We start from the raw sequence: 16,782 nt of genomic DNA, 5'->3' as shown, positions 1-16,782 counted from the left end.
GGGATCAAGTGTTTCGGTCATCGTCGATCCTTCCCGCCAAGCTCAGCTCGGCGTGTTGAATCAAGGACCGGATCCACCGTTATTCAGACAGTCCCATGCATCCGACTGAGGTCGGATGGGTCCCGCTCAACAGTGACACTCGTTAGGGTCCAACAGGTGTGAGGGTTGATCCGCGATGCGCCGAACCCTCCGGCTTGTGACAGGAAGAGGTAACTTGATGACGACTTTGGTGACACGTGCGATCGCCTAGATCGGTCTCTACCTGACAGTATCCGTAGTGATGTACCCCGAGTTTCGTGGAGCCGCCATATTTGACTTCAGGCAACGGGTTGACGTGTGAAGTGTATGTCTCGAACTCGATCGGGGTCAGCATCCCGAGTGCACTGTGCCGACGCTACCGTTGTGGAAGATCTCGAGGTACTCGAACATGGCGTTGGCCAGTTCGATCCTCGTTTTCCAGCGTTTTCTGTTCAAGGGTTCGGTTTGTATTCTGCCCCAGAAAGATTCGATCACGGCGTTGTCATAGCAATCGCCGATCGATCCCATTGACGGGACCAGCCCTGAGTCGTGCGCCCGGTGGGTGAATGCCCAGGACGTGAACTGCACTCCGTGGATGCTCTCCTGAGAGTCAAGCTGCTTTTCGATGGTGTCGGGTGTTCGGGGTGATTGTCTGCGGTCCAGGGTTGAGGAGGTAGTAGACCTCGCGAGCCAGGTAGCGCTTCAGGCACCGGATAGTTTCCAGTTTCGAGTGGCCTTCGCTGGTTTTCTTCTCTACGTAGGCCTGGGTTTTCGGGTCGAGTCGAATGCGGCCGATGACGGCCAGATGCAAGGCTCGGTTGGCTTGGCGGTCACCGCCGCGATTGAGGCGGTGGCGTTGGGTCATGCCAGAAGATGCGGGTAGCGGTGCAACACCGCATAGCATCGCGAACGCGGCTTCGGATTTCATTCGATCGGAATTATCGCCGGCGGTGACAAGCATTTGTCCGGCGACTTCGATACCGATTCCGACGCGCTCGAGTAGTTGAGGTGCGAGGGCTTTCACGATTGGGTTGATCAGTTCGTCGAGATCGGCGATCTCGTCGGTTAATTCGAGATAGCGGCGAGCCAGGGACTTCATCGACACCCGGTAGGCGGTCACGGGATCAGTAGCGTTCGCGACATCCGGTCGCCAGGCGGCGAGGAGGCGGATCAGTTGCATCCGCGTCAGATCGCGGACCTGAGCGCGCAGCTCGTCGGGAGCGGAGATGATCGTCATCCGCAGCAGTTGCAGCGCACTGCGCCGCTCTCGTACCGAATGGGCTCGGGTCACCCTCAACACCCGAAGTGACTCGACGGCACCGTCTTTCGATTTCGGGGTGGTGGTGCGCCGGTTGGTCTTGGCTGCGCGGGCCGCGTTGATGGCGTCGAGGTCGTCGTCTTTGCCCTTACGGCGACGGTCCGAGCGATCGGGGCGGTCCACCTCGAGTACCGTCACGCCGGCTTTCGCGAGGTGGCGGGTCAGCCCAGCTCCGTAGGAGCCAGTGCCCTCAATACCGATCCGGATCAGATTGCCGTACTCGCCGATCCAGGTCAGCATGGTTCGATACCCGTTTCGGGTGGTCGGAAAACTGCGAGTTCCGAGGACGTTGTCGTCGGTATCGATCACCGCGGCGACGTGCAGTTCTTTGTGGGTATCGACTCCGGCGAACACTCGCCGGTCTTGATCGAGATCGGCTTTGTCAGGCATCCTTGTCATGTCGCTTTCCTCTCCGTTGACCGATGAGCAAGGCGGCGCCGCGCATCGACCGAACCGGCGGACAAGACAGTGATGAGCACCTGGTGGTGCAGGCTCTCCTCAGGTCACCCCGACGGTGAGGCGTAGCGCCTCACCGGGGGTTCCCAGGAACCGACAAATCCAAGGAAAGACACACGATCGTCGATCGGAGTGAGGGTCAGGAACACTGGGAACTCCCGGCACCAGCATTCTCTCGTCTCCATGCGGTAACGGTCAGGAAATCCGAAAACACCGGCACGAACAGTCTCACTGTCCGAGTGAATGAGTGTGCCGGGTGTTGGGCCTCGATTGGAAATGCCCATTCCTAGAGCGTTTGTCACCAACGTCGCTGTCTGCGAGCTGTCGATCGACCAACCGACGACTCGCCTCGAAAACGTATCCAGGACAGCGGCGCAGTAAATTTTACCTTCACGGGCTTGGATTCCAGCGATCGTCGCAACACCTACTGGAAGGTGTGGCGGTGGCTGGGAAAAAGTACACGGATCAGCAGAAGGAAGAATTCTTTCGATTGCTCGATAGAGGTGGCACGGTCCGCGCCGCAGCGCGAGCGGTCGGCATTCATGAAAACGCCGGCTACAACTGGTTGCGGAAGACGGGGCTGACCATGGCGCGGGCGTATGCCTCCCGTTCTTCGCGCAACCCGCGTAGTCGCTCCGCTACGTGGTCGAAGTTGTAAGGCCTGGTGGTCAGGAGCTTTTCGACGGCTTCGGTGTCTCCGGCTTCCTCGAACTCGGCCACTACTGCCGCGTGTGCGAGGTCGAGCTGTCCGGCATCGAGGGCGGCGCGGGCTGCCTCGGCTTTCCCTACCGCTGCCTGGGCTTTGACATCCTTTTTGTCCATCGCGAGGGTCTTGGACACCTTCGTGATGGATGCGCCGAATTCGAGCATCTGCGCAACTCCTCGGGTGTGCTGCGCTGCGGTCAGCCCTTCGCGGTGCCGGTTGGCAGTGATCTGCTTACCGATCCGGTCGACGGCGCGGGCCTTGTCACTGCCTTCGGTGTCGGGGTAGATCACGACGGGGATGGTGGTCAGTCCGGTTTCGCGGGCGGCGAGGGTGCGGCGCTGGCCGTCGCGGACGACGATCGTTCCGTCTGCGGTCCGGACGGCGCTGATCGCTTCGAGCACTCCGTTTTCGCGGATGGATTCGACGAAGTCGGGGGTCTGCGCCAGATCGACGCTGTCGCGGACGTTCTCACCGATGTCGAGGGCGTCGGGGTGCAGCTGCGCGACCTCGATCGCTGCGGCGGGGGCGGTGTGTGTTGCGGTCATCGCGATTCCTCTCGTAGACTTCGGGACACAACACCGGGCAGGTACCAACTGCCCGGTGTTGTGTTGTTTCCGTAGGTTTTTCGATCTCAAGCGGTGGCCGGTTCCAAGATCACTTGATCGGCCGTGGGGTGACGGTCTCGGCAGCTATCGGCCTCGATGTGTGCGTCCATCAGGGCGGAGGCGTGGCCGTGGTAATCGAGTGCGATGAGCAACTCCACGAACACGTCGATTTCCGAACAGCAGTTGTGCTCGACGACGCTGTCGAGATACTCGGCTGTCTCGAACAACTTCGCCCAGGCATCTGCTTTCTCGCAGATGTTGTGCAGGTCGTAGCCGTACATCGTTTTCTCCTTCGGTCGGGCGGTTGTGGTCGGTCATGCTGCGCGTCCTTGCGTGTGACGGATGGGTGGGTGGTTAGTTGGTGGGGGTGGCGGCGGCGTCGATGTCCTCCTCGGTGTGTCCGGCATCGCGTGCTGCGGCGCGGGCGGCTGCGAAGGCGTCGACCAGGGCGGTGACGTCGATGAACCCTTCGCGGCGGCGGTCGAACATCGCTGCATCGAGCGCTGCGGTCGCCTCGACAACGGCGACAAGCGCGGGTGCGAGGGTGTCGGTTTCGGTGCTCATGTGGGGCTCCTTTGTGGTGGGTGGTGGGTGGCGGGTCGCTCAACCGCAGATGCAGTCCTCGTCGCCAGCTCTTTGCGCGGTGCAGGCGTAGTCGCCGGGGTCCGGGTAGCTGCACATCTGCGTGCCGTCTGCCATTGCAGGGCAGGAGGTTTGGCCGCAATCGCAGTTCGTCTCGTTGCTCATCGTTTTTCCTTTGCTCGAGGTTGGTGGGTGGTTGTCGTTACTCGGCGTTGACGCACTGCGCGGCGTCGTCGTGCATGCGAGGGCAGGAGTAGTCACCGCACCCGCAAGTCAGTCCGGCGTAATGGATGGTCGCGGCGTCGTGGTCTTTGCCTTGTTCGAAGTCGTAACCGTTCACTGACTTGACCTTTCGTTGGTGTCCGGACCCTCTCGGTGGCCCCTGACAATTTTTTTCCGTTCTGACATGGAGCTCCGGATCGGCGGTATGAGGGCACGGCGCAATGCTTGGGCCGCAAAGTTTTTCAGCGAAGCGTCTTTGAAAAAGTTTTCGGAGCCGGAGGCCGGCGAAGCCGCCAGGGGTTGCGCCGGGACCGCCGTCGATCAGGATCGGAAGGACAGAAAGGAAAAAGGATCTTTTCGCTTCTACAGAGCGGAGCGCAGCGGAGCATTGTAGGGTCTCGAGAACCTTAGCCAAATCTCACGCGAGATGGCCACTCGGTGGCCAGTTGGCCATCTGAGTGAGATTGTCTCGGCGTGGCTACGTGGTGGGCGCGGATAACGGGTGGATGATCCAACCGAGTACTTCCGATGCGGGGAGATACCGCGATGGGGAACGCTACGGTCGCTGGATCGGCGAAACCGCGTGCCGGGTCATGGAATCTGGGTGCGGCGCAGCTGTCGCGCCGCCACGTAGGGGACGGCGCCGAGGAGATCCGACCACTCGATGAGGTCGCGGTCGACGACGTCGTTGCCTCCACGCCGTGGCGGACCTTTCGCTGGTATGCAGGTCAGCAGCACTATTCGGGTACCTATTGGGCTGCGACCGAGTCCGATCATGTGATCTACGAGTCGCGGCTGGAGCTGGCACGGCTACTGTTCGCGGACTTCGATGTGGGGGTGCAGCGCATTGCCGCGCAGCCGTTTCTGCTGAGCTGCTCCGTCGGCGGCAAGGAACGCCGACACATTCCGGACTACCTACTGCTGACAAACGCTGGACCGGTGATCGTGGATGTGAAACCTCGCCGGCAGTTGGCGTCGAAGACGGTGGCGTTCACGTTCGAGTGGACCAGGTCGGTGTTGACCGCACGGGGATGGCGCTACGAGGTGTGGAGCGAGCCCCCTCCGATCGAGCTGGAGAATGTGCGGTTCCTCGCCGGCTATCGGCGGGCGTGGTTCTTCGATCCGGATGTGCTCGCCGCGGTCAGAAGTGCAGTGTGGGAGGGGATCAGGATTGAAGAAGCACTGTCTGCGGTGTCTGCCTATCCGGCACCGTCTGTACGGGCGGCACTGTTTCATCTGCTGTGGCGGCAGGAGTTCAGTGTGGACATGACCCAGAGGTTGACCACCGCCAGCGTGTTGCGGACCGCGTCATGAGTGGCGCAGCGACGCGGGTCGGTGTCGGGACTCGGTTCATCTACGACGGTGAGATCGTCGAGGTGATCGAGATGATGGCAACTGCGGCGAGTAATGAGGTCGTGCTCAGAACCAAGACGAACGGTCAGATCCGTCGCATTGCCGTCCGAGAGCTGCTGACCTCGGAGAATGTGCGGGTGATCCCCGATGAGGGCGGGCCGTGCTCCGACGATCCCGGCGAGTTGTCTTCCGTCGTGACAGCGATGCTGACCGAGCCCGAACGTACCCAGGTACTCGAACGGGCCGCGCACGTGCGCGAGGTGCTGACCGGGTACAGGTCGGGCACTGCGCAGCTGCCGGCGAGCGGAGAACCGCGCGCCGAGTACGACCCTACGGTGCCGTTGACTGAGCGGTATGCGGCGAAGGCCGCGGAGCTCGAGATCGGGGTGCGGACACTGCGGCGCTGGGTCGGTGACTACCGCCGCGGCGGCGAGGCCGGCCTCGTATCGGGCAGAGCGGCCGGGAACGCGCCGATGGAACACCGCGACCAACGCTGGATCGAGACGGCGTTGGAGGTGATGGTCGAGCACACCGATCAATCGCGGCCGTCACGGACGATGGTGATCGAGCGGGCAAACGCCCGGGTGGTGGCCCGGTTCGGTGCGGGCGTGGTGAAGCTGCCGTCGCGGGCCACCGCGTTCCGGATACTCGAGGAGCTGGAGCGGGGGCACCCGACGTTCCGGTTGAGCACCAAACGCAATCGGGACATCGCGGCCCGCCCGGAGGGACCGTACGGGAAGCTGCGGCCGACCCGGCCGGGTGAGTACCTGTTGATGGACACCACCCGGCTGGACGTGTTCGCCCTGGATCCGGTGACCTTGCGGTGGGTGCAGGCGGAATTGACGGTGGGGATGGACTGGTACACCCGCTGTGTCGTCGGGATCCAGCTCACGCCGGTGTCGACGAAGGCGGTCGATGCTGCGGCCACGTTGTATCAGGCGTTCCGGCCGCGTCCGGCGGGCAAGGATTGGCCCGCGCATGCGGTGTGGCCCGAGCACGGGATTCCCCGGTCCCTGCTGGTCGACGTCGACGCGATCGACGGGCCAATGTGTGGGGCTGCGTCTCCGGCGCTGGCGCCGGAGACCATCGTGATCGACCACGGCAAGATCTACGTCTCCGAGCATCTGACCAGCGTGTGTCAGCGGATGGGGATCTCGATCCAGCCGGCCCGGTTGCGGACCGGCCGCGACAAGGGGCCGGATGGAGCGGTTCTTCCGCACCATCCGGGAGGACCTGTTGCAGGCGCTGCCCGGATACAAGGGCCCGGATGTGCATTCGCGTGGGGTGGCGCCGGAGTCGGAGGCGTTCTTCTACCTCGACGAGTTGGAGGCGATCATCCGGGAGTGGGTGGCGGTGGTGTACCACCACCGGCCGCACGAGAGCCTGCTCGATCCGCATCTGCCGTCGGTGAAGATGTCGCCGGCGGTGATGTTCGAGCACGGCATCGCCCGGGCCGGCTACATCGAGGTTCCCCGCGATCCTGACCTGGGGTATGAGTTCCTCAAGGTGGAGTGGCGCACCCTGCAGCACTACGGGTTCGAGGTGCACGGTCGCCGGTACCACGGCGACCTGCCGCTCGGGTGCCGCGACGGTGCCAGCCCGTACCCGGACCGGGGAAAGGGCAAGGGCCGGTGGTGGCCACTGCACGTCGACCCGGACGACATCACCCGGATCTACCTGCGGGACCCGATCTCCCGCAGGTGGTATCCGCTCGAGTGGGAGCATGCCCGGTCGATGCAGATGCCGCTCAGTGAGGACGCGTTGGCATTCGCCCGCCGGTTGGCGAAGGCGAAGTACACCTACCCCGACGACCGGATCGCGGTCGCCGACCTGCTCGAGCGCTGGAATCTCGGCCTCGGGTCGAGCATGACCGAGCGGCGCATGGCGTTGCGTATGGCACGTGAGGACGCGGCACTCGACCTCGAACCGCCGCGCACGAACGAGGTGACCGGGCCGCCATCGGTGAGGCGTCATCTCGATCCGTCACACGGCGATACTGCACCCACGGTCGCAGCCTCAGAGGAGGGGATCGACGTCGGTGATGACGACGCCGAGGACGAGCCGGACCGGCCCGACGACGGCGACTTCTACGCCGATGCGCTGGAGTACCTGTGACGATCGCCCTGATCCGGCAGCACCTGCAGGACTTGGCGCCGCTGGGCAACGTGGCGCTCTCCCGCAAGGAGGGGTGGCGCGAGTTCGCCGACGCCCCTTCCCTGGTCGCGCCGGAGGTGCTGACCCGCCGGCAGCTGCGGGCGCTCACCGCGGACGACGCCGAGGTCTACAACCATTTTCGGCAGCTGTGGCACGCCAATTTGGGCCCGATCCGGACACCGCAACTGACCACGCTGCACGAGCAACTCTCGACCGTGGTCGACAGCAACCTCCAGTTCGGCGACAAGGCCAAGGGCGCGGTCGCGATCGACGCCTACCCCGGCCTGGGCAAGACGACATCGGTCCTGGCGTTCGCCAAGGATTTTCACCGCCGCGAGATCCGGATCAAGGGCACCCACACCCGCGATGGCCACCAGCGGTGGCCGGTGTGCCGGGTCGGGTTGACCGGCAACACCGGGCTCAAGGAGTTCAACCGGGCGATGCTCGAGTTCTACGCCCACCCCGGAAACACTCGCGGCACCAGCGCCGACCTGTCCCGTCGCGCCCTGGACTGTGTGACCTCGTGTGAGACCAGGCTTTTGGTGGTCGATGATCTGCATTTTCTCCGCGTGCACGCCACCAGCGGGGTGGAGATCAGCAACCATTTCAAGTACATCGCCAACGAGTTCCCGGTCACCGTGGTGTTCATCGGGGTCAGGCTGGCCGAACGCGGCCTGTTCGCCGAGGCGCAGACGGCGCGGCGCACCACGCTGGTGGGGATGCGGCCGTTCGAGGGCCGGCGGGGCGATCGCGACAGCCGTCGCGGTGACCGCGGCCGCGGCCATACTGGATCGGTCCGATATCGCCGACGCCGGCGAGTCGCTGCGGTGGCTGGTGCACGGCGGTCGGCGGCTGGGCCGACAGGTCGACGCCGGCGTCATGGGCGACTGGGGCAGCGCCACCAGCACGAGATTGGTGGCCATCCAGGTCGCCGCGTTGCGGCCACTATTCGTCCGCGCCGTCGATCAGCTGCGATACCGCAGCGCCGCCCCCGTCCCGAGCCGCCCGTCGGCGAACGCCACCGCGGTGGACGACGCCGTCCGCCGCATCCCGACCCTGCTCTGGCCGCAATGGTCGCTGCGGTGCACGGTGACCCCGTGCAGTTCGGCGCAGGTCCGCCCGGCCCTGTCGACGGCACTACTGCTGGTGGGCACCACGCTCACCGTCGGCGAGGCCGCCGATCGCCTGGGATCAGCGGTCCCCGCGGGCGGGGTCACCCGCACACTGGCACATCTGCGGAACGCCCCACACTGGGACGACACCCTAACCGCGTTGACCCTTCTGGCGGACCACCTCCGCGCGGAACCGCCGCCGATCGACTACGAGCGGCGGCGGCGCCTGGACTACCGCGACCTGCTACCCGAGGACCTGTGGAAACAGATATGCCGCCGGACCGGCACACCCCCAGGCGCCGGCCAGAAGGCGGACTTCGCCCGCTGCCTGCTGTTCGAACGACTCAGCGGGCTCCCCGCGTCCCAGTCCCCGTTCCTCGCAGACGATTACGACGTCCGCGCGAAACTGTCCGGATTTCCGCGCGCACTCACCCCCGCCCTGTCCGGGCCGCTCGACCAGGCGGCCCGCCGCTTCCTCGACGACCACGGACTGGACGAGGAACCCGTCTACTGGCATCCACCCCTGCATCTGCTCGACGGGCTCGAACTGCCCGGACCCAACCCCGCCGCCGTGGACCTCGCCGCCCTCCACGACCTGACCCGCCACGAACACACCGCGCTGTCGGAGATCGCGCGGCAATTGGCCACCACCCTCGACGTGATCCGCCACCTCCTCGAAAACCATCCCGCTCCCGCATCACCCACTGCCGCAGAGCGGTTCGAACGACGCGTCGCCCAGACCGCCGCAGAGGAAACGTTGAGCCGGGCGCAGTTCGTCGACCTCTACTGCGTCCAACGCCGCACCCTCGCCGAGATCGCCGCGATGATCGGAGCCAGCCGGAAGGTGACCGGTCGGCTGGCCCGACACCACGGCATCGCGCCGAGCGCCGGAGGCCCGCCGGTCGATCCGGCATGGTTTCACCACCAGTACGTCACCCAGCGGCGAACCCTGCGGGACCTCGGACACGAGGTGGGGCGCAGCGTGTCGCGGATGAGCCGAATCGCAAAGGACTACGGCATCCCGATTCGGCCGCCAACCGACGCCGGCAACCCGCAGTCCGTAGCGATCCGGCGGCTGGCGCACTGATCGGTCTCGGCCGTCGTGCGGTGCACGCTCGAGTCGTGCACAGTGCAGGGCCGGGCAAAACGTTGCCCGGAGAACAAGACCGCAGGTGACTGCGGCGCTGGTCCCGACGCTCGAACGCGCGTGTAACGTTGCGCGTTATTAACGCAGTACGTTATAGTGGTGAGGTGATCGAATCGTTCGCCGACAAGGAGACCGAGCGAGTCTTTCGCCGGCAGTTCTCGAAGAAGCTCCCGCAGGACATTCAGCGGATCGCGCGCCGGCGTCTGTTGTTGATCGAGGCGGCCACCGACGTCAACGACCTGCGGGTGCCCCCAGGCAACCGCCTGGAGAAGCTCTCCGGAGACCGGGTGGGCCAGTACAGCGTCCGGATCAACGATCAATACCGCATCTGTTTCATCTGGCGCGCCACCGCAGCATACGACGTGGAGATCACCGACTACCACTGACCACCCGGAACCGACACCTCCGACCACGGAAAGGAACACCGACAATGACTACAGACCTGAGCCCCATTCACCCCGGCGAGATCCTCCGCGAGGACTTCCTCGAGCCTTTCGGCATCACGCAGAACCGCCTGGCCACGATCATCGGTGTGCCGCCGCGGCGGATCAACGAGATCGTGCACGGCAAGCGGTCGATCACCGCAGACACCGCGCTGCGGCTGGCCAAGGCGTTCGGCAACAGCGCCCAGTTCTGGCTCAACATCCAGGACCGCTACGAGCTCGACCTTGCGGCCGACAAGCTAGGCGACACCCTCGCCAAGATCACGCGCCTCTCGGCATAGATCGGCAGGTATCGGACTCGGTGCCCCGCGGACGATCCGGCGCACTCGCCGAGCTGCGGTTGCCCCAGCGCTTCACCGTTGGGGGCCACCGCTGGCGAGCATCAACGTTTGCGGGGTTCGATATCGAGTCGCCGTCGCGTGTTGTGGTTGCCGCAGACGAGTTCTGGAGTAGTGGTCCATTCGTGACGTTCAAGCCACGCCAGGACCGGTCGGGGTGGGTCGTCGCTGGAGGAGCCGGTGAGCAGCGGGCCGTCACCGCACCTCGAGCAGCTGACCACCACGACGTGGCCGTGCGGTTGACAGCGGGCACAGTGCCGCGCCTTGTGCAGGTGCTCGCGTTTGTCGAGGTGCAGCCAGACGGTGGCGAGGTCGGCGCGGTGCGGGACCAGTTCCCGACGCGTGGTGGGTTGATACCCGCAGGTCGGGCATGCCGATCCCGTCGTCGGGGGCGGCGCCGCCGGATCCGGTGACGGCGAGGGCTTCTCCTCGTCCGGGTCGGTGTCGGCGGTAAGCGTCTCGGACTGTCGGGGCGGCAGATGCCGGTATAGGGTCGAGCGGGTCAGTCCGGTCTTCGCGGTGATCTCGGCGATGGTGGCGCCGCCCTCGCGTAGCTGGGTGGCGTAGGCGAGTTGGGCGTCGCTGACCACGCTGGGCCGGCCGGTGCGGCGGCCCTTCTCGGTGGCCACGGTGCGGGCGTGCGCGGCTCGCTCGACCGCGTACGTGCGTTCCATCTGCCCGAACAGCGCCAGCAGCACCACCGCCAGCTGGCCCATCGGGTCGTCCGGGTTCGTCGAGTCGATCCGGACCGGGTCGGCCAGATTGCGGAAGCCGATGTCGCGCTGGTGCAGGTCGTGGATCAGGTTCAGGGTGTCGCGGACGGTGCGGCCGAGCCGGTCGAGGGTGTGCACCACGATCACGTCACCGCCGCGGGCGCATTCGAGCAGCGCCTGTAGTCCGGGGCGTTCGGTGGTGGTCCCGGATTTCTTGTCCACGTAGATGTTCGCCGGATCGATTCCCGCCTTGGCGAGTGCGTCGATCTGCCGGGTGAGGTCCTGCTTGCTCGTCGACACCCGGGCGTATCCCAACTCCACACCTGGAGCGTACCGAAAGTTATGTTCGAACCGAACTTGTGATACACAATTATGGAATTAACTTCTGGGACACGCCGCCCTGGGCTTTCACAGGATCCCGGCGGGGGTTTGGATGGCGTCCCATTTCCAGGATTTCGGGACAAGCTCACCGACGACTTCGGAGAACCCGTCCCTCGGGACGACGATCCCTGCGGTTGACATCACGTCTGGTGAGAGGTGGTTCGTACCGTGGAGTGGAGTGGCGGGTTGACGCCGGTCGCCGGGCTCGGCAACGATGTCTCGCTGGATTGCCGCGGCGCAGTCTCGTCACGTTCCGCGGCCGCACCCTCCCGGTTCCGCGCGGCCGCACCCTCCCGGTTCCGCGCGGCCGCACCCTCCCGGTTTCCGGACGCACCGAGCAGAGAGCACCGGATGACACCGACCGAGGACGACCTCGACCCCGATATCGCGCAAGCCTGGGTCTTCCGCGACCTGCTGGACGAGGAGATCGAGGGACTCACCGCCCGAATCGAGAACATCCGAGGAGTACGCACAGAGGACCGCCACGGGGACAACTCTCCGAGGTGCATCAACGGGTGGCCCGGCTGACCGCCCGGTATCCCGAGCTGCGCGGCGCCGGGCGGCATGGCGGAGACTGATCGGCGTCCTGGGTATCAGGGTGGGCGGTGCGTCGACGACGGTTGCGACCGCAGCCAGGTCCAGCGTGGTGAGGCTCGCGGGCAACCCGATCTGCGGCCATTCGGCGGTCAGGGTGACCGTCCGCGCCGGTGCCGGGAGCCAGTACAGCGGCTCGCTGCGGAAGGTGCAGATCCCGGTGGCGGTGGCGTGGAGATCCGGGCGGGGAAAGTAGGGGTCAGCGACCGTGAGGTCGTCGGTCCCGGCCCACACGTCGAGGTAGGACCACTGGGCCGACGGATCCGCGGGGTCGGTCAGCGGGCGGGTCTGGTGCAAGAGCGCGCCGGGCCGGGCGGCCGGTGGCGCTCAGGGCCAGCTGCAGCGCGAGCCCGCATGGGTACGCGGTGATCCGGCACCAGCTCAAGGGTCAGGTGAGTGCGCACGGTCAGCAGTCGGCGACCGTGCACCCGGTCACCGCCGCACGGCGGTGGGGCGGTCGCGGGCCAGCGTGGACTGCGCACGGCAGTGATGGTGCACCACCATCTGGCAAGTGGCAACCGGGGCGGGGGGAGCCAAAGCATTTGTACCGGTGAGTAACCGGCGATCGCCGGATTGGTCCGGGCACTTCGGGTCGCCTGCTGCAGGGAAGGTGCTTATGCTTCGAGCCCCGGACTTCACCGAGCGAAAGGGTGCAGCCCATGGCCCACTAGAAGCGGTAACAGGCTTGCGCGCGGCCCGGAGTTGACGATCGGCGTCCGGGTGCTGGTCCGCCGGAAAGCCCGAAGCGGACGACCTCGGCGAGGTCGTCGAGGACTTCGCGGCACTGACCGAACCTGGGGCGCCGGTTACGGCTGGGCGCCGGCGCATCGGTGGGCGATCGCGCTCGACGACGGGCGGGCTGATCTTCGCCGACACCGAGGACCTCACCGTCGATCCCGGCACCCACCGCTGCGCCCCCACCCCGAAGTCCGCGCCTCCCACGCAGGTCCGATCCCCGGGGAGTGGCCGGCGTCAAACGAGACCGGGTGACCGACGGCCGCATCCGCGGTCGGTGCCGGGCCCGTTCCAGCTCCGCTTTCCTATCGCGTGGGCGTGGTGGATCGTCTCGCACCCCACTGCCTAGAGTTTGGGCTCAGACCGAGCGGGTACGCGAAGGCGGTGAAGGCGAACGAGCACCTGCAGGGAGGGCGCTCCGGTGCCGCGGGTGAGCAGGTCTCGGTGCTGCTGATCGCGGATCCGGGCGAACCAGCGGCTCTTGCCGAACGTATTGCGGAGTACCTGCCGGAACGCCTGGGCAGCCCTGACCGGGACGAGCGCCGGTGGACGACGTGCGTGCGCCGCAAACCGTACCTGCCCGACGAGCAAGCGGATTTCGCCGATATCATCGACACGGTCGATCCGTCCTCCGAAGAGGAAGACATCGTCGTATACCTCACCGATCTGCCGCGCCGCGAGGACACCCTCCCGGTGGTGGCCGACGTCAGCGCCGACCACAAATTCGCGCTCATCTCGGTCGCCGGAGTGGGCGGCATCCACATCGAGCGCCGCGTCCGCACCATCACCGAACTCGCCATCGCCCACATCCTCGGTGAGCCGGCACTCATGCCCCCCCGGTGCGGCGCGACGGTTCCGGTCTGCGCAAGTTGAGGACGGCATCCGGTACTTCGCGCCCTCTGGACTGCGGCGACTGCGACTGTTGTCGGGGATGGTGCGCGCCAACCGGCCGTGGCGACTGGTCACCGGACTGTCGAAGGTCCTCGTCGGCGCCTTCGCCACGGGTGCGATCGCGCTGGCCACCAACACGATCTGGTTGTTCGCCGACACGATGGGGCCATGGCGTATGAGTGTGGCGATGATTTTGTCGATCGTGGCGATCATTCTCTGGCTGATCCTCGACCACGAACTCTGGGAGCGGCCGAAGTCGCCGGCGGAACGCGATCGATCGGTGCTGTACAACACCGCGACCGTAGTCACCCTGGTCATCGGTGTCGTCGTGCTGCATGTGGCCCTGTTCTGCCTGCTGCTGTTCACCGCGTGTCTGACTCTTCCCTCGGAACTGCTGTCCAGTGTTCTCGGGCACGGGGTGAACTTCTCCGACTACCTGACGCTCACCTGGCTGCTGGCGTCCATCGCGACCATCGGTGGGGCCCTCGGTTCGGGTCTCGAGGACGACGCCGCCGTCAAAGAGGCGGCGTACGGGGTCCGACAGCGGCAACGCATCGAGGAAACGCGGAGTCGGTCGAACGAGGCGCGATGATCGCGGCCCGGCGAAACATGCGTCCCAACTCAAAAGCGCCGACGAGGTTTGCGATGTACCGTCTGCCGAACCCGCACCGGCACGTCCTGAAACCGGCCCTTGATCGAAACTCGCCGACCAGTACAAACCCGATAGCCCCGTCCACTGATTTTGCCTTCGGGGCGTCAAACGGGCGTCAAACGGGGCAGTCCGAACAAACGGGATCTCGCGGTCGGCTACTCGGAACCAACGCGAAAACACGGGACAGGCAGCTGGTGTGGGCACAGTGTCCGATGAAGAAATGTCATCAGGTTGAGACAGATCGCGGTGGCCATACCGTGAGACCCGACATGAACGCGCATGTCACGGCGTCTCGAAATGTCATCGGCAGCGAGACCCTACACGAAGCACAGATCAGAGGACACACATGCCCACGCCATCAGATGATCGGCTTGAACTCCTCGCGAAGCGCTGCAACGCCGACCTCGGCGATTCTGATCTGTGGTTCCGCCCGGATGGCTACCCGCGCAGCCTTGCTCTGTGCATCATCGACTCGATCGCGTCCACCGGCGCACACTACAACTCCGTCAAAAACGTCCTGAGGCATTACATCGACTTCCGGCAGGCGCAGGGCGGTGATGCCGACACCGACAATGCCGGCGCCCTGTTGGAGACTTTCGACGAACTCGGCGGCCCGAAGGAGTGGGCCGAGATGACGAACAACCGCAAACCGACCTCGACGACCAAAGGTGCTCCGCTCAAGGCTGCGGCTATTCATGAGGCTGCCGGGCGGCTGCGTGAGCTGGGAATCGACAGCACCGACGACCTCCGCGCCGCCGACGCCGACGATCTCGCGAGCGCGAAGAAAGCCTGGGCGCGGGTACCTGGCCAGCGTTCCGGGATCACCTGGAACTACTTCCTGATGCTCGCTGGTACTCCCGGTGTGAAAGCTGATCGCATGGTCATCCGCTACGTCGCCGACGCGATCGGAGCGGTCGCGGAGAATGTGAGCGCAACCGATGCCGCGATGCTTGTGAAAGCGGTCGCCGAAAAATGCGGCCACAACGTCACCCATCTCGATCATGCGATCTGGCGATTCGAATCCGGCCGACCTGTGAACCAACAGAGCTGAGCGCTAGCTGCGGAGCGACCAACTGCACGCCTGACCTTCTGAGTTCAGCGATTCTCCGCCAACGGAACATGTCGGCGGGCCGTGCCACTCTTGCTGTGAAACAGGGCGATGAGACTGCGAGTCGCATCTGCGTTGATCGTGTCCGAGCTTCGCGGGGAAAACGACAGGAGTGAGGTTCAGATGAGTGCTGCGAAAAAGGGTTCACCCGCTGAAGGAGTGGTGGAATTCATCGGTTTCGTTGTCTTCTTGGTGATTGTCATCGGAGCGATTGCCACAGCATGTTCATAAACTCTGGCCGGTGGACGAGTTATCTGCTGGGCGCCTGTTTCGAGGAGTACGACGACCATGAATACTCACCATCATGAGTAACGGACGCAACGCCGACCCCACGGTAGTTGTCGAGAAGAAGAACCGTATTCGCGACACTCATGTGGCGGCGTTGAATTCGCTCGCGGACCGTATCGCCGACTCTGTCGGGCTCCCCCACGGACACGTGCCCTACGTGGATCCGGATCTCGGTGGAATCGATGCGCGAGTTCTTGTTCTGCTGGACAACCCCTCCACGAAAGCTGAGGCCGGGACCGGGTCGGGTCTGCTCAGTCTCGACAACAACGACCGCACTGCACGCAACTGTCGCGAAGCGTATGCCCGCGCCGGTATTTCGTGGTCGGACGTGGTGCATTGGAATGTCGTCCCGTTCCCTGTCTCCGGGGTCAAGAACGGTGGTTCCACCCCGGCCGAACGTGCCCGCTCGGCTCAGTGGACCCGAGAGTTCGTCGCGTTGTGCCCGAATTTGGAGATAGTGCTGTTGTTGGGTGTCGCCGCACGGGACGGGTGGGAGCGCGCCGGCATCGAACGCGACGTGTATGTCGTTCCGGGAAACATTCCTCATTGCTCCGATCGTGGCTTGAACTCGGCCGGCGGACGGGAACGATTCGACGCCGCCATCACCGACATCGCCAGGATGCTTTCCACCGGAAACCACCACACCAGCAGAAAGCGGACATCGATGAACGAGACACCCTCGTCGAACAGTTCATTATCAGAGCCCACTCGACCAGGCACTGCTGCAATGGACCTGTTCGAGGGCGCCGGCCCTGGCAGCGAACTCGCTGTCTCCGTCGAGCCGGAAGGCATTCTCGTTGCCGGGGACCCGGAGGTCGTAGCCGGCTACCTCGCGCGCCTGACCGATCTCGCCGGCGAGGCACTCGATGTTTCCGGCGTCAGCACAACCTCGATGGCCAATGTCGCCGCCGCTGCCGTCGGAGCGAAATCTATTGCCGCCCAGGCCGGTCAGTTCGTGCGACTGTC

Annotated in this window: 21 protein-coding genes and 2 pseudogenes; 14 read left to right on the top strand and 9 right to left on the bottom strand. The window is 65.1% G+C overall.

Going from position 1 to position 16,782, the window contains the following annotated elements:
• Positions 1-349: 349 nt before the first annotated feature.
• The 3 genes and pseudogenes from ACZ3J7_RS39660 to ACZ3J7_RS39650 form a co-directional block, all read right to left on the bottom strand.
• Positions 350-612 (bottom strand): annotated as a pseudogene (locus ACZ3J7_RS39660) (transposase); the annotation flags it as partial.
• A gap of 16 nt (positions 613-628) precedes the next feature.
• Positions 629-1,735, bottom strand: coding sequence for an IS110 family RNA-guided transposase (locus ACZ3J7_RS39655; RefSeq protein ID WP_003945393.1), 1,107 nt, complete (start codon positions 1,733-1,735; stop codon positions 629-631).
• Positions 1,736-1,839: 104 nt separating this feature from the next.
• Entirely contained in the window at positions 1,840-2,196 is a 357-nt protein-coding gene (locus ACZ3J7_RS39650; RefSeq protein WP_391591280.1) for a DDE-type integrase/transposase/recombinase, read from the bottom strand.
• A gap of 32 nt (positions 2,197-2,228) precedes the next feature.
• Between ACZ3J7_RS39650 and ACZ3J7_RS39645 the strand changes: the two genes are divergently transcribed.
• Positions 2,229-2,450: a transposase gene (locus ACZ3J7_RS39645; protein WP_321208815.1), complete on the top strand. Its 222-nt coding sequence runs from the start codon at positions 2,229-2,231 to the stop codon at positions 2,448-2,450.
• Here ACZ3J7_RS39645 and ACZ3J7_RS39640 read toward each other — a convergent pair.
• The 4 genes from ACZ3J7_RS39640 to ACZ3J7_RS39625 form a co-directional block, all read right to left on the bottom strand.
• The gene (locus ACZ3J7_RS39640) at positions 2,348-3,043 is read right to left on the bottom strand and encodes a ParB/RepB/Spo0J family partition protein (protein ID WP_003945386.1); all 696 of its coding nucleotides are present in this window, start codon (positions 3,041-3,043) and stop codon (positions 2,348-2,350) included. The two genes, ACZ3J7_RS39645 and ACZ3J7_RS39640, sit on opposite strands and share 103 nt — an antisense overlap.
• Positions 3,044-3,129: 86 nt before the next feature.
• Entirely contained in the window at positions 3,130-3,384 is a 255-nt protein-coding gene (locus tag ACZ3J7_RS39635) for a hypothetical protein (RefSeq protein WP_003945385.1), read from the bottom strand.
• Positions 3,385-3,457: 73 nt separating this feature from the next.
• Positions 3,458-3,667 (bottom strand): hypothetical protein, encoded by a 210-nt coding sequence (locus ACZ3J7_RS39630; protein ID WP_003945392.1) that lies wholly within the window; start codon positions 3,665-3,667, stop codon positions 3,458-3,460.
• A gap of 39 nt (positions 3,668-3,706) precedes the next feature.
• Positions 3,707-3,850 (bottom strand): hypothetical protein, encoded by a 144-nt coding sequence (locus tag ACZ3J7_RS39625; protein WP_290289351.1) that lies wholly within the window; start codon positions 3,848-3,850, stop codon positions 3,707-3,709.
• A gap of 241 nt (positions 3,851-4,091) precedes the next feature.
• Here ACZ3J7_RS39625 and ACZ3J7_RS39620 point away from each other — a divergent pair, with 241 nt between their 5' ends.
• From ACZ3J7_RS39620 to ACZ3J7_RS39585, 8 genes and pseudogenes are all read left to right on the top strand, one after another.
• Positions 4,092-4,301 (top strand): hypothetical protein, encoded by a 210-nt coding sequence (locus ACZ3J7_RS39620; RefSeq protein ID WP_037132144.1) that lies wholly within the window; start codon positions 4,092-4,094, stop codon positions 4,299-4,301.
• A 152-nt stretch (positions 4,302-4,453) separates the two neighbouring features.
• On the top strand, positions 4,454-5,221 hold the full coding sequence (locus tag ACZ3J7_RS39615) for a TnsA-like heteromeric transposase endonuclease subunit (protein ID WP_003945394.1): 768 nt from the start codon (positions 4,454-4,456) through the stop codon (positions 5,219-5,221).
• Entirely contained in the window at positions 5,218-6,744 is a 1,527-nt protein-coding gene (locus tag ACZ3J7_RS39610) for a hypothetical protein (RefSeq protein WP_350835152.1), read from the top strand. The genes ACZ3J7_RS39615 and ACZ3J7_RS39610 overlap by 4 nt, the downstream gene beginning before the upstream one ends.
• Complete coding sequence (locus tag ACZ3J7_RS39605) at positions 6,686-7,375, top strand: hypothetical protein (protein WP_350835150.1); 690 nt, start codon at positions 6,686-6,688, stop codon at positions 7,373-7,375. The genes ACZ3J7_RS39610 and ACZ3J7_RS39605 overlap by 59 nt, the downstream gene beginning before the upstream one ends.
• Positions 7,372-8,073: pseudogene (locus ACZ3J7_RS39600) on the top strand (ATP-binding protein); the annotation flags it as partial. The gene ACZ3J7_RS39605 and the pseudogene ACZ3J7_RS39600, both read left to right, overlap by 4 nt.
• 106 nt (positions 8,074-8,179) lie before the next feature.
• Entirely contained in the window at positions 8,180-9,613 is a 1,434-nt protein-coding gene (locus ACZ3J7_RS39595) for a hypothetical protein (protein WP_352101931.1), read from the top strand.
• Between the two features lie 164 nt (positions 9,614-9,777).
• The gene (locus ACZ3J7_RS39590; RefSeq protein ID WP_003943404.1) at positions 9,778-10,059 is read left to right on the top strand and encodes a type II toxin-antitoxin system RelE/ParE family toxin; all 282 of its coding nucleotides are present in this window, start codon (positions 9,778-9,780) and stop codon (positions 10,057-10,059) included.
• A gap of 44 nt (positions 10,060-10,103) precedes the next feature.
• Positions 10,104-10,397 (top strand): HigA family addiction module antitoxin, encoded by a 294-nt coding sequence (locus ACZ3J7_RS39585; protein WP_003943405.1) that lies wholly within the window; start codon positions 10,104-10,106, stop codon positions 10,395-10,397.
• 101 nt (positions 10,398-10,498) lie between these two features.
• On the opposite strand, the gene ACZ3J7_RS39580 is transcribed toward ACZ3J7_RS39585, so the two are convergent.
• A complete protein-coding gene (locus ACZ3J7_RS39580) occupies positions 10,499-11,488 on the bottom strand; it encodes a recombinase family protein (protein WP_005569266.1) in 990 nt (329 codons plus the stop codon).
• A gap of 411 nt (positions 11,489-11,899) precedes the next feature.
• Here ACZ3J7_RS39580 and ACZ3J7_RS39575 point away from each other — a divergent pair, with 411 nt between their 5' ends.
• The 4 genes from ACZ3J7_RS39575 (at position 11,900) to ACZ3J7_RS39560 (ending at position 15,471) form a co-directional block, all read left to right on the top strand.
• Positions 11,900-12,076, top strand: coding sequence for a hypothetical protein (locus tag ACZ3J7_RS39575; RefSeq protein ID WP_350835167.1), 177 nt, complete (start codon positions 11,900-11,902; stop codon positions 12,074-12,076).
• A gap of 1,185 nt (positions 12,077-13,261) precedes the next feature.
• Positions 13,262-13,750, top strand: coding sequence for a hypothetical protein (locus tag ACZ3J7_RS39570; RefSeq protein WP_350835169.1), 489 nt, complete (start codon positions 13,262-13,264; stop codon positions 13,748-13,750).
• A 58-nt stretch (positions 13,751-13,808) separates the two neighbouring features.
• Positions 13,809-14,360 carry a hypothetical protein gene (locus ACZ3J7_RS39565; protein ID WP_350835171.1) on the top strand — a complete coding sequence of 184 codons (552 nt, stop codon included), beginning with the start codon at positions 13,809-13,811 and terminating at the stop codon, positions 14,358-14,360.
• Between the two features lie 406 nt (positions 14,361-14,766).
• The gene (locus ACZ3J7_RS39560; protein WP_166814184.1) at positions 14,767-15,471 is read left to right on the top strand and encodes a heme peroxidase; all 705 of its coding nucleotides are present in this window, start codon (positions 14,767-14,769) and stop codon (positions 15,469-15,471) included.
• Positions 15,472-15,647: 176 nt separating this feature from the next.
• Here ACZ3J7_RS39560 and ACZ3J7_RS39555 read toward each other — a convergent pair whose 3' ends face one another.
• Complete coding sequence (locus ACZ3J7_RS39555; RefSeq protein ID WP_350835173.1) at positions 15,648-15,818, bottom strand: hypothetical protein; 171 nt, start codon at positions 15,816-15,818, stop codon at positions 15,648-15,650.
• A gap of 14 nt (positions 15,819-15,832) precedes the next feature.
• Here ACZ3J7_RS39555 and ACZ3J7_RS39550 point away from each other — a divergent pair.
• Positions 15,833-16,782, top strand: a 950-nt coding sequence (locus tag ACZ3J7_RS39550; protein ID WP_465628265.1) for a uracil-DNA glycosylase, incomplete at its 3' end; no start/stop codon positions are given.

Source organism: Kitasatospora sp. NPDC015121 (assembly GCF_055562955.1).
This window is presented reverse-complemented; position numbering and strand designations above follow the sequence as displayed.

What these genes read in the sequence shown, in the direction of transcription:
- ACZ3J7_RS39555 (WP_350835173.1), bottom strand. Translation starts at nt 15,818, where the DNA reads ATGGTCGTCGTACTCCTCGAAACAGGCGCCCAGCAGATAACTCGTCCA.
- ACZ3J7_RS39585 (WP_003943405.1), top strand. Translation starts at nt 10,104, where the DNA reads ATGACTACAGACCTGAGCCCCATTCACCCCGGCGAGATCCTCCGCGAG.
- ACZ3J7_RS39575 (WP_350835167.1), top strand. Translation starts at nt 11,900, where the DNA reads ATGACACCGACCGAGGACGACCTCGACCCCGATATCGCGCAAGCCTGG.
- ACZ3J7_RS39565 (WP_350835171.1), top strand. Translation starts at nt 13,809, where the DNA reads ATGGTGCGCGCCAACCGGCCGTGGCGACTGGTCACCGGACTGTCGAAG.
- ACZ3J7_RS39610 (WP_350835152.1), top strand. Translation starts at nt 5,218, where the DNA reads ATGAGTGGCGCAGCGACGCGGGTCGGTGTCGGGACTCGGTTCATCTAC.
- ACZ3J7_RS39640 (WP_003945386.1), bottom strand. Translation starts at nt 3,043, where the DNA reads ATGACCGCAACACACACCGCCCCCGCCGCAGCGATCGAGGTCGCGCAG.
- ACZ3J7_RS39560 (WP_166814184.1), top strand. Translation starts at nt 14,767, where the DNA reads ATGCCCACGCCATCAGATGATCGGCTTGAACTCCTCGCGAAGCGCTGC.
- ACZ3J7_RS39615 (WP_003945394.1), top strand. Translation starts at nt 4,454, where the DNA reads ATGGGGAACGCTACGGTCGCTGGATCGGCGAAACCGCGTGCCGGGTCA.
- ACZ3J7_RS39620 (WP_037132144.1), top strand. Translation starts at nt 4,092, where the DNA reads ATGGAGCTCCGGATCGGCGGTATGAGGGCACGGCGCAATGCTTGGGCC.
- ACZ3J7_RS39625 (WP_290289351.1), bottom strand. Translation starts at nt 3,850, where the DNA reads ATGAGCAACGAGACGAACTGCGATTGCGGCCAAACCTCCTGCCCTGCA.
- ACZ3J7_RS39630 (WP_003945392.1), bottom strand. Translation starts at nt 3,667, where the DNA reads ATGAGCACCGAAACCGACACCCTCGCACCCGCGCTTGTCGCCGTTGTC.
- ACZ3J7_RS39655 (WP_003945393.1), bottom strand. Translation starts at nt 1,735, where the DNA reads ATGACAAGGATGCCTGACAAAGCCGATCTCGATCAAGACCGGCGAGTG.
- ACZ3J7_RS39635 (WP_003945385.1), bottom strand. Translation starts at nt 3,384, where the DNA reads ATGTACGGCTACGACCTGCACAACATCTGCGAGAAAGCAGATGCCTGG.